This is a genomic window from Ciceribacter sp. L1K22, from assembly GCF_017599385.1.
GTDB lineage: Bacteria > Pseudomonadota > Alphaproteobacteria > Rhizobiales > Rhizobiaceae > Allorhizobium.
Genome location: NZ_JAGFPK010000001.1, coordinates 2,036,846 through 2,050,217, shown reverse-complemented (window position 1 = coordinate 2,050,217; position 13,372 = coordinate 2,036,846). Strand labels below are relative to the sequence as shown.

At 55.8% G+C, this 13,372-nt stretch carries 11 protein-coding genes and 1 tRNA gene; 3 read left to right on the top strand and 9 right to left on the bottom strand.

What is annotated here, in order from left to right; translation table 11 throughout:
- Positions 1–31: 31 nt before the first annotated feature.
- From J5J09_RS10275 to J5J09_RS10265, 3 genes are all read right to left on the bottom strand, one after another.
- Positions 32–670, bottom strand: coding sequence for a hypothetical protein (locus J5J09_RS10275; protein ID WP_208549860.1), 639 nt, complete (start codon positions 668–670; stop codon positions 32–34).
- 37 nt (positions 671–707) lie between these two features.
- On the bottom strand, positions 708–887 hold the full coding sequence (locus tag J5J09_RS10270; protein WP_208549859.1) for a hypothetical protein: 180 nt from the start codon (positions 885–887) through the stop codon (positions 708–710).
- A 291-nt stretch (positions 888–1,178) separates the two neighbouring features.
- A complete protein-coding gene (locus tag J5J09_RS10265; RefSeq protein WP_208549856.1) occupies positions 1,179–1,754 on the bottom strand; it encodes a type II toxin-antitoxin system VapC family toxin in 576 nt (191 codons plus the stop codon).
- 104 nt (positions 1,755–1,858) lie between these two features.
- Here J5J09_RS10265 and J5J09_RS10260 point away from each other — a divergent pair, with 104 nt between their 5' ends.
- A complete protein-coding gene (locus J5J09_RS10260; protein WP_208549854.1) occupies positions 1,859–2,056 on the top strand; it encodes a hypothetical protein in 198 nt (65 codons plus the stop codon).
- A gap of 48 nt (positions 2,057–2,104) precedes the next feature.
- Here the strand turns inward: J5J09_RS10260 and J5J09_RS10255 are convergent, their stop codons facing one another.
- The 5 genes from J5J09_RS10255 to J5J09_RS10235 form a co-directional block, all read right to left on the bottom strand.
- Positions 2,105–3,988, bottom strand: a complete 1,884-nt coding sequence (locus J5J09_RS10255; protein WP_208549851.1) for an AAA family ATPase — start codon at positions 3,986–3,988, stop codon at positions 2,105–2,107.
- 46 nt (positions 3,989–4,034) lie between these two features.
- Positions 4,035–4,652 (bottom strand): hypothetical protein, encoded by a 618-nt coding sequence (locus tag J5J09_RS10250; RefSeq protein ID WP_208549844.1) that lies wholly within the window; start codon positions 4,650–4,652, stop codon positions 4,035–4,037.
- Between the two features lie 333 nt (positions 4,653–4,985).
- Positions 4,986–6,143, bottom strand: a complete 1,158-nt coding sequence (locus J5J09_RS10245) for a DNA cytosine methyltransferase (protein WP_208549843.1) — start codon at positions 6,141–6,143, stop codon at positions 4,986–4,988.
- Positions 6,143–7,945, bottom strand: a complete 1,803-nt coding sequence (locus J5J09_RS10240) for a response regulator receiver domain (RefSeq protein ID WP_208549842.1) — start codon at positions 7,943–7,945, stop codon at positions 6,143–6,145. The genes J5J09_RS10245 and J5J09_RS10240 overlap by 1 nt, the downstream gene beginning before the upstream one ends.
- A complete protein-coding gene (locus tag J5J09_RS10235) occupies positions 7,945–10,920 on the bottom strand; it encodes a sensor histidine kinase (RefSeq protein WP_208549840.1) in 2,976 nt (991 codons plus the stop codon). Before J5J09_RS10235 ends, J5J09_RS10240 begins: the two co-directional genes overlap by 1 nt.
- Positions 10,921–11,332: 412 nt before the next feature.
- On the opposite strand from J5J09_RS10235, the gene J5J09_RS10230 reads away from it, so the two are divergent.
- Positions 11,333–12,556: an RDD family protein gene (locus tag J5J09_RS10230; protein ID WP_208549836.1), complete on the top strand. Its 1,224-nt coding sequence runs from the start codon at positions 11,333–11,335 to the stop codon at positions 12,554–12,556.
- A gap of 338 nt (positions 12,557–12,894) precedes the next feature.
- Entirely contained in the window at positions 12,895–13,137 is a 243-nt protein-coding gene (locus tag J5J09_RS10225; protein ID WP_208549829.1) for a hypothetical protein, read from the top strand.
- 131 nt (positions 13,138–13,268) lie between these two features.
- Here the strand turns inward: J5J09_RS10225 and J5J09_RS10220 are convergent.
- Positions 13,269–13,345, bottom strand: a tRNA-Arg gene (locus J5J09_RS10220).
- Between the last annotated feature and the right edge of the window lie 27 nt (positions 13,346–13,372).

Below are 13,372 nucleotides of genomic sequence, written 5' to 3'. Positions count from 1 at the left end.
GGCACAGCTAAGACAGGAAGAGGGAGATTGTTCAGCGACGAACCATGAGCAGAGTCAGATCATCGATCCGGCCCTGGGTTTCGGGGACCAACACCCCGTCGTCGATCAGAAGGAAGATGGAGGTACGACGGACCGCGCGATCATCGCAGCCGCGCAACAGTTCGCCGAAGCGAAACCGGCCGCTGAATTTCTGGGCTAGCGCAAGGGCGCAATCATAGTCTGCGTCATCACACATTCGACGTGCGCGCATGATGCGTTCGGCATTCTCGTAGGCACCGTAAGTCGCCTCGCGCTCAGTCATCAGGCGAATGTCATGGACTGCGCCGCGGGTCGTGGAGCCGTTTCGGTTCTTCCTGAGGAAGCCTTCGGCTTTGATGCGTTTCAGCAGGTCCGCCATAAAATCCGACTTTCGGGCGTGCTTCACTGCTACAGCGACGGTCTCACCGTTCTCGAAAACTACACAAAAGTCGCAAATGTGCTCGCGCCAAACTCCCTCGGCGTCACGGTAGAGAAGCACTGGGAACTGCGAGTAGATGGCCTCCACGTCCTTGCGGACCTGGATAACCTTCGAGGCTCGGCGTTCGAGATCACTCTCGTGAAAGACCACCGTTTCCTTGAAGATCGAAAAGCCGCGCAGGGTCTTTGCGTGCGTAGCCGGCGGCTTGCGCACTGCACGTTCGGCAACGGGCTCGTTCCAGAACTTGGTCTCAGTCGTCGAAACTACGACGATACCGCGTTATTCCGCTTTCCCCATCATCGGCGGAGCCCTCCTCGCTCATGCGGTTTGCATGTCCGAAGGTGCGTGGCTTGATCGCGGGCATGCTCAGAAACCCGAGGCCAGCCTTGTGCAACGAGATGTGTTTGGAAACCTGACGTGCAAAATGCATGAAGCCCTCCTTAGGCTTGAACACCACCACGACATACGCTGTCACCGAGACGGTCCCCCGTCCGTGTGATTACTTTGCGCGTATGCCTATTCGGTTCATGCATTGCTCCTTGCGTCAGTTCGGCGGGTTATACTTGTCTGGAGGTAGCTGTAAAGGGAGAAGAGCAGCTCAGCCGCACGGTAATGGTGCACATTAATGGACATGGTTAATGTCAGGCATCCGGGATATCTCGAAGTTTACGCAAAGTCCCAGCAGGCAACTGGCCTTGCCGTTCTGTCCCAACAGAGCCCGCTACCGAAGGAAACTGAAGCCTCCCGCAACGAACTCCGGGAGGGTGGGAGGCGTTGCTACAGTCCGCCGATCCTCCAGCAAAATTCGGCACGGCACGTGCCATTTCTCCTCAAGCGGTTGAAAGACCCCTGGCAACGAGAAGTATTGGTCGATCAGCAGGAAGTCATCGACGTCGAACGACACGATCGGCATTTGGTGCGCAATAGAGAGCGCCGCAAACATTAGGTCGTGCCCAAGCTGATCCTTTCTCTGCGACTGGTGCGATAGATAGAGATGCCGTAGCGGGCCGATAGTCGTCATTTCCGCGTAAAGGTCGGCGGCTCGGTCCGTCATATCTGCCATCCGGAAGCTGACTGACAGGATGTCATCAATCCATTTGTGGAGGCGTACCCCTTTCTGTGGATCGTGTTTTGAGGCGAGATGGGCACCTCGCCTCAACTCTGATATCAAGGGGAACGAGATCGCTAGTGAACCCGCTCCGACTGCTTTCAGCCATGAGTGCAGACCTGGCGGCGGTTGCTTCAGCCCTGCATTGCTGATTACATTAGTATCCATTAAATAAATGAGGTCTGCCATTTCTAACCTCTTCAAGTAACGAAGAAGGTACTACCGACGAATTGCCGGTTTTTGGTAAAGATCGAATTGCGCATTCAGGCATCAGAATTTGGAGAGAGCTGATAATGTCACGGACCTGGACGATCGACGAGGCATCCGCTGATCTCCCTGCCCTGCTCGAAGCAGCCAGAACGTCGCCCCAATACGTCGCAGGTCCCGACGGCAGGTTCGAGGTTCGTTTTGAACAAGACCAACGTCGGTCGCTCGACGAGCTTCTGGACAACGACGTCCATCTGGAAAAGGGCGATGTAGACGGCATCTAGGCATTGGACATGCTGGCCAGCGCCTGCCTCACTCTACCGACATTACCACTAAAAGAGCATGCGCCGGACCTCGTCGCCTTCGACCCTCCCCTTGCTGAGAAGAACATCCACGAGCAGATGAAGCACGTCCTGCCTATCGGCAAGTAGGCGTTTAACGCGGCTGAACTGGGTTTTCAGGCGCAGTTCAACAAGGCGTCGTAGTTCTGGGTCACCTTCACGAAGACGTTCGAGAGGACGATGTCCGTATCCAAGTTCAGTTGACAGGCTCGCACCAAGCCCGAGCTGCCGCTCGACGCGTGTAGCAACATCGGTAGCAACCACTAGGTCTGAGTGCGGAGCGCCGCCGGCACCGTCGGCCCTATCCCCGAGGACCAACAGTTCGGCTACTGTACCGCCGAGCAGCATAGCAATCCAGTTATCGTAGTAGGCTGCGTTTCGGTATCCGACCCATTCTTGGGCGAACGATGTCACGCCGAGTGCTCGACTTGAGCCGGATGTAGGTACGTCACGGGAGATGGATACCGAAACGACGGGTTCGGTGCCAAGGATTGTTGCGACCATGGCGTGACCAGCTTCATGGACGGCCACACGATACAACTCCTCTTCGGAAAGGGTGTGGCGCGCTGGCATAGCGTCCATGAGTACGCCCTCATCGAGGGGCACGCCCCTGCGGCGGGCCAGGCGACGTGCGTCGCGAGTAAGCTTTTCGATATCAGCGCCCGACCATCCCACCGTTCCGGAGATGAAGAGACTGAGGTCGCCAATGACCTTCACGCCGCGAAGATGATGGCGTAGAATTGCTACCCGTTCCTGCTCGTTCGGTAGCGAAATTTCGATCTGGGTCTCCAACCGTCCCGAGCGCAGTAGCGCCCTATCGATGCCGCTCGGATTGTTGCAGGCTGCGACCACGACGACACCCTCACGGCCCTCGACAGGGTCAAGGCACTCGAGAAGCCCATTAATCACCTGCCGGCGATAATCGCGGTGATCAGGATCGCCACCCACTTCCCGATCACCGAAGCTATCCGCCTCGTCAATGAAGAGAATGCAAGGCGCACTGCGCGCAGCTTCAGCGAACGCCGACCGCATCGCCTTCAGATAGTCTCCCAGGTGACCCTTGGCCTGCCATCTTGCTGCAGAGGCATTGATCAGCGTGACGCCACAGGACTTGGCCAACGCTCGGGCATAGCTGGTCTTTCCGCATCCGGGAGGACCGAAGAGGAGCGCGCCACGATCGACGTCATCCCACGAGATTCGTCCGTCACGCCAGGCTCGTAGGTCTGATGCGAGCTGCAGGCCCCAGTCCTTCGCCTTTCCATAGCCGTGCATATCCTCGAGACCCACTGAGGTTGGTTTCGACGTAGCCTCCTCCCGTACGGATGGCTTCGCCGTCATCCGTTTCAGTTGGCGTAAAGAGCTCAAGAGTGGTCGGGTTGGTCTCACAGACACGAGGATTGCGTCTAATGACTTCGTTGAAAAATACTCCGCATGCGGCCTTGTCATGCCGGAGACCTTGGCGTCTCGCGCCGCAGCGAGGAAATGGTCAGGGGTAGGTTTAACGATGTCCGAGATCAGATCGGCTCCCGCGAGAAAGTCCGCAGGCAGGTAGTCTTTGTTTTCGGTGATGACGACCACTTGGCGCGCATGTTTGACCCGATCATAGACTGATCGCGCGTCGATTGATGACTGTGCGACGGTAAACACCACCGTTCGGTCATTGCCATATTCATCGACATTGGTCGGATCATCAATGAGGTTTGAAGCGGCACGACGGTAGTAGTCGGCCGTATTCTCGGGAACGACGAGCACCGCGATGAACGCTAGGTTTGGGCGGCGAAGGAATGGCCGAAGCGCGGCACGGACCCCGCAGAGCGCGACCGCGATTGCGAGATGTGGGGGCGACTTACCCCGATTGACTGATCGATATGACATTGAAAGCTTCTCCGAGGACAATGAGACGAGGGCGACGACGACTGTCTCACCGTGCTATTCGTCTGACTGCCGTCTCCGGGCTAAGCGGAGCCTCGTCGAGATCGACCTCGATAAAGCCATGGAGAATGAGTGATGCGATGCCAGCCACGGGCTTTGTTTCCAGAAATGCCCTAAGGCAGTCCGAGAGTGGCAAAGAACCGTGTTCATCGAGCGCGGTCAGCAGGCGCAGCCGATCACCAAGAGGTGTCTCGTGAGAGGCATAGCGCAACAGGTCCCGCGCATTCCGTAGCCTAAAGCCATCGTAGATTTCGGCACGGTCGAGAAGTCGGTAACGGGCTTTCACGCGTGCGGCTTCCGACGCAATGACCGCGGCGGCGGCTGAGAGACTGCGATCCGGTGCATCGAGGTAGAGAATGGAACCCTCTTCATCGAACACTTCAAAATCAGGCACATGGACAATCCCGCCAGCGTCAAACGGCGATGGCATGCATCGCCACGCTGTGACTGACGGGTTCAAGTCCAAAATGCACCCGACATCGCGCGCCACCTGCGAGCGGAATAGGCGGACACCTTCACACTTCACGGTTCCCACAGGGTGATAGCTTCTGATTGACGCGGAGTTTCTGGCGGCGCGCAACATTGCGGCCTGCTTGGCAATTCCCATGGCATCCTCGGACAAAAAAGATTGGTCGTCGCCGCGGACACCGCGGCAGCGAGGGTCAACCTATTCGTATGAGGTGATGGAGATTGCTTTTGGTCATGTAAGGAACAATTAGCGAACAAACCCAAAGAGTCAACCGGGTCGCCCTGCGAAATTTTAAGCCCAATGTGAAAAGCGCCTAAAGAAGCCGATCAAAAAGTGAACTCGTCAGCGAAATTCAACAGTATGCTTTAAGGGACTATTTTTCTACGTGAGCGCCGCGGAACAGTTACGGTCTTCCTTGTCGAAGACCGTATAAAAACCCAGGAGAACTGGCGCGAGACTACAGGTTTGCATTCAAGACGCAATGGTAAACTGTTGAAATAAATGCGCGCACAAAGACCGTGCCAATTCGACTGGTACAGCGTTGCCGATCTGAACGCCGGCGGCCATCAGCCCACCTTCAAACACAAAGTCGTCCGGAAACGTTTGTAGACGCGCAGCTTGTCGAGCGGTGATCCCGTGGTGCAGAGTGGGGTGAACAAACCGTCCCTTCGAGGGATTGATGCACGCAGTCGTCATGGTCGGTGAAGGTTTCGACGGATCAATCCTGCCGTAAACATCAGAATGGCCGCTGTGCCCCTGGTGGCAAGCTAGTACTCTGTTCGACTGATGGCGAGAACCTCCGTTGGGAGGAGTGCTCTTAAATGTTTCGACCAGTTCGGGGGTGTGCCTCATGTGAATATCGTTTGCGTCGCCAGGTGTGCTGTCAACGAATGCGTCAGCAGCAGTTCGCCAAGGCAAAAGGAGGTCGGACCCAACTGCTTTTGCAGGGTCCCCATGAGTAGCTTTAGGTGGCCATTCAAGATCAAATACCACCCGCCCACTATCATACCCCAGGATAAAGACCCGCCGCCTGTTCTGAGGGACACCATAACTCTGGGCATTGACCATCACCGGATCGAGCACATGGTAGCCATGCTCCCGAGCCGTACGCAGAAAGGCATGCAAATAGTCGGCATGCTTGGGCTGGAGCATTCCAGGGACATTCTCCAGCAAGAACATCTTTGGTCGGAAGGCCCTTACGAAGGCGAAGTAGCGCAGTAGCAATTTGTTACGTGGGTCATCAACGCCGGCATTGCCAAGGCGGTGTGCAGAGAAGCCCTGGCACGGGGGACCACCGAGCAGGAGATCACACTGCCCCTCTCGTAGCCCTGCCTCATCCATAACCTCATAGGGATCGAGGTCTAGGATATTGCCCTCGAAGAACGCGACCCTCCTACCGCTAGGGTTTCTTATCTGCTTTCGGTAGGTCGCTGCGGCATGCTTGTTGTATTCTACGGCCGCACGGACTTCATAACCGGCTTTAATCGCACCAAGGGAAAACCCTCCAGCGCCAGCAAACAGATCGATGCACACGGGGATCGACGGCGCGACAGCTTCCCTTCCACCTTGATCGTGATGGCAGCCGTCAGCTTCATCGTGCCAGGCTTCTTGCGTGGCCTTGTCCAGCATCACTTCGCGGCCCCGTCGCCCACATCAACACCGTTTTCGTCGCTGACGAAATCGAGGCCGATCCGCGATTGCGAAGTAATGAACTTGGATTGCACCTCTAGAGCGTATTCGTAACGCAGCATCCCGCACACTAATGCTTCAGCATGCCTCATCTCCAGAGTTTTAGGGGTCTCTGACGTCGACGGAGATACGAAGCTCACCGTGCAGACCTGTGGATCAACATTTTGAGGAAGAAAACCGTCATTTCCCAAATACATCATCATCCAGGCGGGGGACGCGCCTAGTTTATCTGCGGCCGCAAACGCTAGGCGCTTTGAGCTGCCGTCCGTATCCAAGAGATTGACGAATATATGGCCGCCACGGTTCGCATTCAGAAGCGCCTCTTTCTCAGACTTCTTCACTAGCTTCAATGCGGTAAATCGCTTGATACCATCCATCCGATCCGCAGGATGGCCGCGATGAACTCTCGGGACCATGTCGCACGCGGGCGTTAGACAAAGCCAGTATTCGTCGGCGATCTTGAGTATATGACCAAGGTCTAGGTGTGGACCCCTTGCCGACTTACTTCCGACGAACGCGTTGTGACCCATCTTTGCCCTCGTCAGTGTTGAAGGGTCATCTAAATCGACACCAAAGTGGTGCTTTATGGCTTCTGGAGGCGTTCGCTGGCCATCAGCGGCTCTTATCCGTTTCGCAAATTCGCTCACATTGGGCAGCAACCTATCCAGAAGCTGCTCTGCATGTTTTTGTACAGTAGAGTTCACAATCCAGTCGAGATTTTGCTCATCCGCTTCCAGCACTCGTCTGTACCACATAGCTCCGACATCCGGATCGCCCAAGGCGTCATCTTGAACCTCGATTCCTCGCTCGTTCATCTCAGCTCGTAGCTTAGTAAGCATCAGTCGCGGAGGCCTTGGGTTCCACTCCTTCAATGCCCGCCGCACTGCCGGCAGTAGCTCTTCACCATCGTTCTTTGACTTGAAGGCAATGAAGCCTCTAGCGGCGCGAATGAACTTGACCTGGCCGTCGCCCCAGTAGGCTGCTCCAAGGTCTGTTTCCGAGAAGCGCGCCTTCTGATTTTCTTCGAAAACTTTAAGCGCATGCTTCACTGCATTGAGCCATTCAGTACGGTTCTGCAACTCGCGAGATAGCAGGTCTTTCACTTCTCCCCATGGAGCGGCACCCTTTTGTACCGCACCGTTAAGCGCCTTGTCGCAAGCATTCTTCTTGGCAGTAGTCCAGCGGTACTGAGGGTCTCCGACAGCCTTCAGTAGGGCGTCTTCCCACTTATCCAAAAAAGTCTGCAAATCATGGCTCTCGTGAATCTGCTCATTGGCAAAACGAGGAACGTTCAACCCAATGACAAAGTTGTCGAATACCTTCTCAAGGTCTTCCTGCGTATGCACCAAGATGAGATTGAAGTGCTTGTTAGCCAACGCCTCGCGAGCGATACGTATGGCCTTTGACCCGTCACCTTCCTTGCTCTTGTCAAGCTGGTAGTCCAAGATCAGTAGATCGGTTTGGTGAAGGGTGTGAACTTGTAGTGCATCCGTTTCCTCGCTCGGCGATGTCCCATCGTGAACGTCGAGAAGATAGGGCGACGTCGGCCGCCTGAATTCCTCAATCACCTTCTGGACCTTTTGGCGGTCCTTCCTCCAGTCCTTGTGCGAATAGGTCTTTTCCTGTTCAGCTTGTTCAAGGAGAATTTCATGCATGGTCGGATAATCATCATCAACGATTAGCACGGACCGTATCGGTTCAATAAATGCCTCCGCGATGAGCGCTTCATACCCCTCTTCCATCAACCCTCTCCGCCCCCAAAATCAATATCCCGAAATCTTATGTAAAATGCTGCGCCGGCCAGACCAGGTTGGTCATCGGGTGACCGATATCTGATCGTATGGCTTCCTGCGGACAGGTTCGCGCGAGCCAGGTACAAGCCGACGCCACGCCCTGATCGTTCCTTCCGGGTAAAGAAAAGCCGGAAGATGTTGCCCTGATCTTCTTCAGACACACCCGGGCCACTGTCAGCGATGAAGACCTCCTCTCCGGATACGCCGAACGATATCTTTCTCGTAGGACGAGGAACGGTACCCAGCCAATAGACGCTGTTGTTCACGAGGTTCATGAACACCGGAAAAATGCGCGCTGGGCGTTCGTAGAGCCGGAGTGAAAGGAACTCAGCAGAACTGGCGAATTCGATACCAGCCTCCGCAAACTTGGGTGCAAAGAACTGGCGGATGAATTCACTGATCTCGGTTCCCGTAATCCACCTTTGTACCCGATCGCCGGAGAGACGCAGTGGCGAAAGGAACCGCAGCTGATCGGTTAGTCCCTCAATACCCAACCGGATGTCACGCACCTCAGGAGCGTCTCGTACTTCCGGGGGCAACGAGTTGAGACCCGCAGTCGCCATCTCGTCGAAGTCTTGGAGATCATGGGCTGCGATCTCTACGGCGATGCCGAGCTGTGCGAGAGCAGTCAGCCTATCCAGCTCCGCAGCGTTCTCCCTCAGACTCTGGTTTTGTACACTAGCTAGGGTCTCTAGATCGATCTCGTCTTTCACGCTCTCCAACGCGGACACGTAGATGCCGAATACCTGACGGTTCTCGCCCATCCACTCGTCGCGTAACTGCCTGAGAGCATCGACGGCCGCCGGCACGTCGAGCAGCTTGGCTTCGAGCTTCGCGGAGATTGCTTCGCAGTCCTTCGCAAAGTCTGCGATCCTGCTCTGCGCAAGAGTTCGAACAAAGTCATACTGCTCTCGCTGCAGAGATACGATGACGGATTGGAATTGCTCGACCTGTTGACGAATTGCCTCCACGCCGCTTTTGATCTGTTGATCAAGGAGCTTCCTTGGTTCACTGGCTATGTACGCGCCTACAGCTTCACGGAATTGAGTCTCGAAGCTCGAGATTAACTCCGACACCTTTTCGGTGTCGTGTCTGGCAGCCTGGTAGCGGCTAGAGAGTTTTGCCGAACCGACGGGCAACGGCCGCATCAGTGACTCAGCCAGGACACTTCGCCATTCGGAGATGCGCTCAGATGCGGCTACTACATCATCATCCTTTTCGATAGCAAAGTTCTGAGTTTGCTTCGCAATATCTGCGACCAAGGAAGGAAGCTGTTGTTCGGCGCGCGCTAGTTCCGCCTGAAATAGCTTGCGCTCTCTCTCACGGAGCTTCTTCGCCTCTTCCTCGGCTCGCCCCTGACGATTTGACGCCTTGATTTCAGCTATTCGCGGCTTCCGAATGTCGGAGGCCGACCCGAAATACCGACGCGCCGACTGATCCAGAATGTTACCGACAAGAGCTCGGAAGGTCTTAGCTGCCGTATTGTCGATAAAACCTTCCCGACCAGCCTTGTCTTTTAAATTTGGGTTATTATGCCTGGTAAGAGCAATCCGCCCAAACATCTGCCTGTGATTCCAGAAGTAACGACCCGCATTCTTACTGCGTTTATACTCGATTTCGAAGAAGTCGTTATCCTCACGACCGTAAGGCAGAACACGCAAACCATCACGGTATATCATCAGGCCAGCAAACTCTTCGGCTAGACCAAGGTAGCGAATGTGGTCAGCACGACTGTGGCTGGAATTACTCTGCTCGAACTCCATTGAAGCGATGTAAATGTCAAATGGCCCAACCCGCGTCGAAGCCCGCTCTGGCATGTAGAGACCTTTGGGCAATTCGAACTCGACCACACCTTCAGTCCAGTGACCGAAGGCTTTCACTTTTCCACGGAAAACGCCGTCGTCCCCGACTATCCCTTCGATCTGGTGCTCCATGTCCTGGACTTGGTACCGATCGATCGCTCTCTCAGCACCCACAAGAACTTTCGGCCGCGCAGCGTCATCGCCGATCGCCCGAACGTCTGCGCGGTAGCTGAATTCCGGACGATTACGCCCAACGGAATAAGGGTCGACAAAATTCGAGAGAGTTTTTTCAAAGCGCTCGATAATCTGCGTCCGCACTAGGTCGGTGTCACCAGTGGAAGGCAATGCTTTCAGCGTGTCGTCCAGATCAAAGATAAGCATGGCAGTTCCTGGACCGTCCCAGTCAACTAAATGCTCGGCTCGAAAGGGTAAGCGCTTAATGCTTTGGATAATCCGCTGGGAAGGCGACAACCCCGTGCGCGACGGGTCCTCTGTATGCCAATCTTCGTCAAAGCGCTTCCAGGCATTCCGAACTGGACGATCCTTGGTTCTCCAATCTGTGGCATCTTCTAGGACAGAGGCCATCAAATCATCTGCCAAGGCTGGCAGCGCTTCAAATATCTCACCCTTCGTTTCCAGTGCGGCTGTAGCGACGCCCACTTCTGACAGGTTCAAGTAGGGGTTCTCGAACATGCGCCAGTCCATCAGCGCTGCAAGGTATCTCTCAGAACGATGCTTACTGATCAACAGCAACACCGAACCGAGCTTTGCGCTGGAAAGCCGACCAATGCCTTTTTGACCCTGGCGTGCTCGGATCGGCAACCCATTGCGGTCGGCAGCCAAAATAGGCTGGGCGTTTGAGAGCTTGCTTTCCGTGCCGATCACCAGCCAACGGTCGAACAAATCCGATGCACGCATGCCATGACCATCATCTGTCATGACAGCGACTGGAGGCTCTTCACGAAACACGTGAAGCTTTACGTCACGCGCGTAGGCGTCCCAAGAGTTCTTCCACAGCTCCGAGACAGCAGTGGGTGCGTCGGCAATCTGCTCGCGCCCCAGGTGATCAATCGTTCGAGCGCGCGTCGTGAAGCTTTTCGTTGAAACATTTTTGCTTTCCACGATCCGTCAACCCTCAGGCGCTGTAGCAAAGACTCGGTTAGACACCCTTTGATTGAGCATTATGCATCTAACCGTTAATGAGTGATAGACACGCAGGTCTTTTTTCTAGGCCTACCAATCACTTGTCTATTTGTTTCGCCTAATCGGGGCCGTTCCCTAAATGGGCAAAAACGGACGCGATAATGACCTCATCCCCGATGCATGTTCAGAAATTCGCCCTATAGGTAGGCCTTGCGAGCGCGGAAGAACCGGACAGGTGGCAACGTTTGCGCTCGCCCCCGTACTTGAGGATGCCAGACGGTTTGAGACAAACCGAAATGACGTGCACCTGCCCCAGCTATGGTGTTGCAGGTTTACGCTGTCGTCTGTCGTTGCTAACCATAGCGTTGTAGGTCGGTGGGGGAATACACGCATGACAGAATGGTATTACAATGTGGGTAAAGACCGGAAAGGGCCCGTCGAAGAAGCCGAAATACGTCGATTGATCGATCGCGGGCAACTTACTTCGCAGACGTATCTCTGGCGGAAGGGGATGGACAACTGGCAGCTCGCGGGCGCGCATCCCGACTTTCAAGACGCCTTCGTGGTCCCTCCTCCACTTCCAACGCCACCTAAGATGCCTCCCCCAGCGTTCCAACCCGTCCCAGGCGTACCAGCGAGCAATCTCACCTCCCGACCTTGGCCGCGCTTCTGGGCGAGGTTCATCGACAACCTGATCCTAATGCCTCTGTTGGGACTGGGAGTCGGCCTGTGGTCGGCCATATACTCACCCGAAATCTACGTCGCCATCGTCGAAATGAACGCGGGGCTATTCGGCCTGATGATCCTGCCCTTGGTCACCCTTCTGTTGGCGCTCAGCATGGCTCTGACAGGAAGCACCCCGGGCAAGGCGATCGTCGGGGTCAAAGTGCCCGTACCCTCCGGCGCGAACCGCGTCGGCTTCTTCATCGCCCGAGAATTCAAGGTGTGGATCGCAGGCTTAGGCTTGGGAATTCCCTTCGTCGCCCTATTCACACAGGTCGCGCAATATCGCCGTCTGGCATCGGGCCGAGCCGCCAGCTACGACGAAGGCAACCCCGGGGTAATCGCGAACCCTGGCAAGAGTCGGCTGGCGATAGCGATTTTGGCGGTAGCCGTTCTCTTTGCTGGCAATATCATACTGCGCACCGAGGATGAACGCTCCACGACCAATCTCAATCGGACGCAGGCATGGGTCAGCCCGATAACGGGCAAGACCGCGACTATCGGAGCGACCTGGCAGACACAGCCACTCGACACCAACGGTGGCAGCGTATTCTACTTCGTATCCAACGAACTACTCTCCGAAGCGATCTTCGGCCATGAGTCACTTCCGTCGGGAAATGTTGACGCTGGCGCATACGCGGATGCGATCAAGAACGTACTCGCGTCGGAGATCATCATCGATACGGAATGGCAGCCTGTCGAGGTCAGCGGGATGCCAGCGCTCCGGGCATCGGGACGTTCCACGAAGGCCACCGATGCCACAGTCGAGGTCACGGTAGCCGTGCGTGGCAGCAATGCCTGGCGGACATTGGTTTACACACGCGGGACTTCGGCAAGCCAGATGGCCGAGAAGCAGAGGTTCGTGAGTGCAATGCTCGGGACTGCGAACTAACAACGACCTCGCTGGCCAACCCGGGCAAACTTGGGAGATCACAAGTGCCATACTGTGACCTGTGCGGGAAGGAGATCGTTATCCGTAGGCTCGGTGGTAGGGCAATCCCGATCCACATCGTAGGAAGCTGTTCGGGTATCTCACTAGCATCCCAGTCCGGTTATAAGAGCCACTCCAGTGACAGCTTTTGCCGACCGACGAACTGTCCGCGCTGCGGCGACCGCGTGCTCTTCATTCGGCATAACGGAGGTAGCGTCTACATCGATCCGCCACCTGGAGCTCCGTGGAAGAGACATGAGAAATGCTTTCCCAGAGAACCTGGCGCTGGCAGGGCCCTGATGGCGGATTCATACCTTGGCAGTGGGGCTGCGGATGGCAAGACCATCGCTGTCGTCACGAGAGCGGAGGTCCACCTTCTTGGCACCGATACCATTCTCCATCTTCAGTATGAGGACGGCTCGCAGGCGGCGATTAGGGTCGAAGGTGTAGCCGAGCTTCAGGGAGAGCTGGTCATCTGTGACTACGAGAAAATGGAGCTCAGGTTCTGGAAAAGCAAAACGCAGCGCTACCGTATCCTATGACCTTGCCCCCCGGACCCTGCGGGAAATGCCCAATTTAAACCCAGCGAAGTGACCCGATCAGCCGGCAGACGGACAAACCAGACCAGCAAAATCACGAACCCAGTCGAAGGTCGCATGAGAAATCAGTGAAATGGCGATCCCTGTAGGGCTCGAACCTACGACCTAGTGCTTAGAAGGCACTTGCTCTATCCAGCTGAGCTAAGGGACCGCGTTGGCCGCCCGAGCGGACGGCGAA

Coding starts and splice junctions, on each gene's coding strand:
- J5J09_RS10270 (WP_208549859.1), bottom strand. CDS start 887: ATGCATTTTGCACGTCAGGTTTCCAAACACATCTCGTTGCACAAGGCT.
- J5J09_RS10265 (WP_208549856.1), bottom strand. CDS start 1,754: ATGGCAGACCTCATTTATTTAATGGATACTAATGTAATCAGCAATGCA.
- J5J09_RS10260 (WP_208549854.1), top strand. CDS start 1,859: ATGTCACGGACCTGGACGATCGACGAGGCATCCGCTGATCTCCCTGCC.
- J5J09_RS10255 (WP_208549851.1), bottom strand. CDS start 3,988: ATGTCATATCGATCAGTCAATCGGGGTAAGTCGCCCCCACATCTCGCA.
- J5J09_RS10250 (WP_208549844.1), bottom strand. CDS start 4,652: ATGGGAATTGCCAAGCAGGCCGCAATGTTGCGCGCCGCCAGAAACTCC.
- J5J09_RS10245 (WP_208549843.1), bottom strand. CDS start 6,143: ATGCTGGACAAGGCCACGCAAGAAGCCTGGCACGATGAAGCTGACGGC.
- J5J09_RS10240 (WP_208549842.1), bottom strand. CDS start 7,945: ATGGAAGAGGGGTATGAAGCGCTCATCGCGGAGGCATTTATTGAACCG.
- J5J09_RS10230 (WP_208549836.1), top strand. CDS start 11,333: ATGACAGAATGGTATTACAATGTGGGTAAAGACCGGAAAGGGCCCGTC.
- J5J09_RS10225 (WP_208549829.1), top strand. CDS start 12,895: ATGGCGGATTCATACCTTGGCAGTGGGGCTGCGGATGGCAAGACCATC.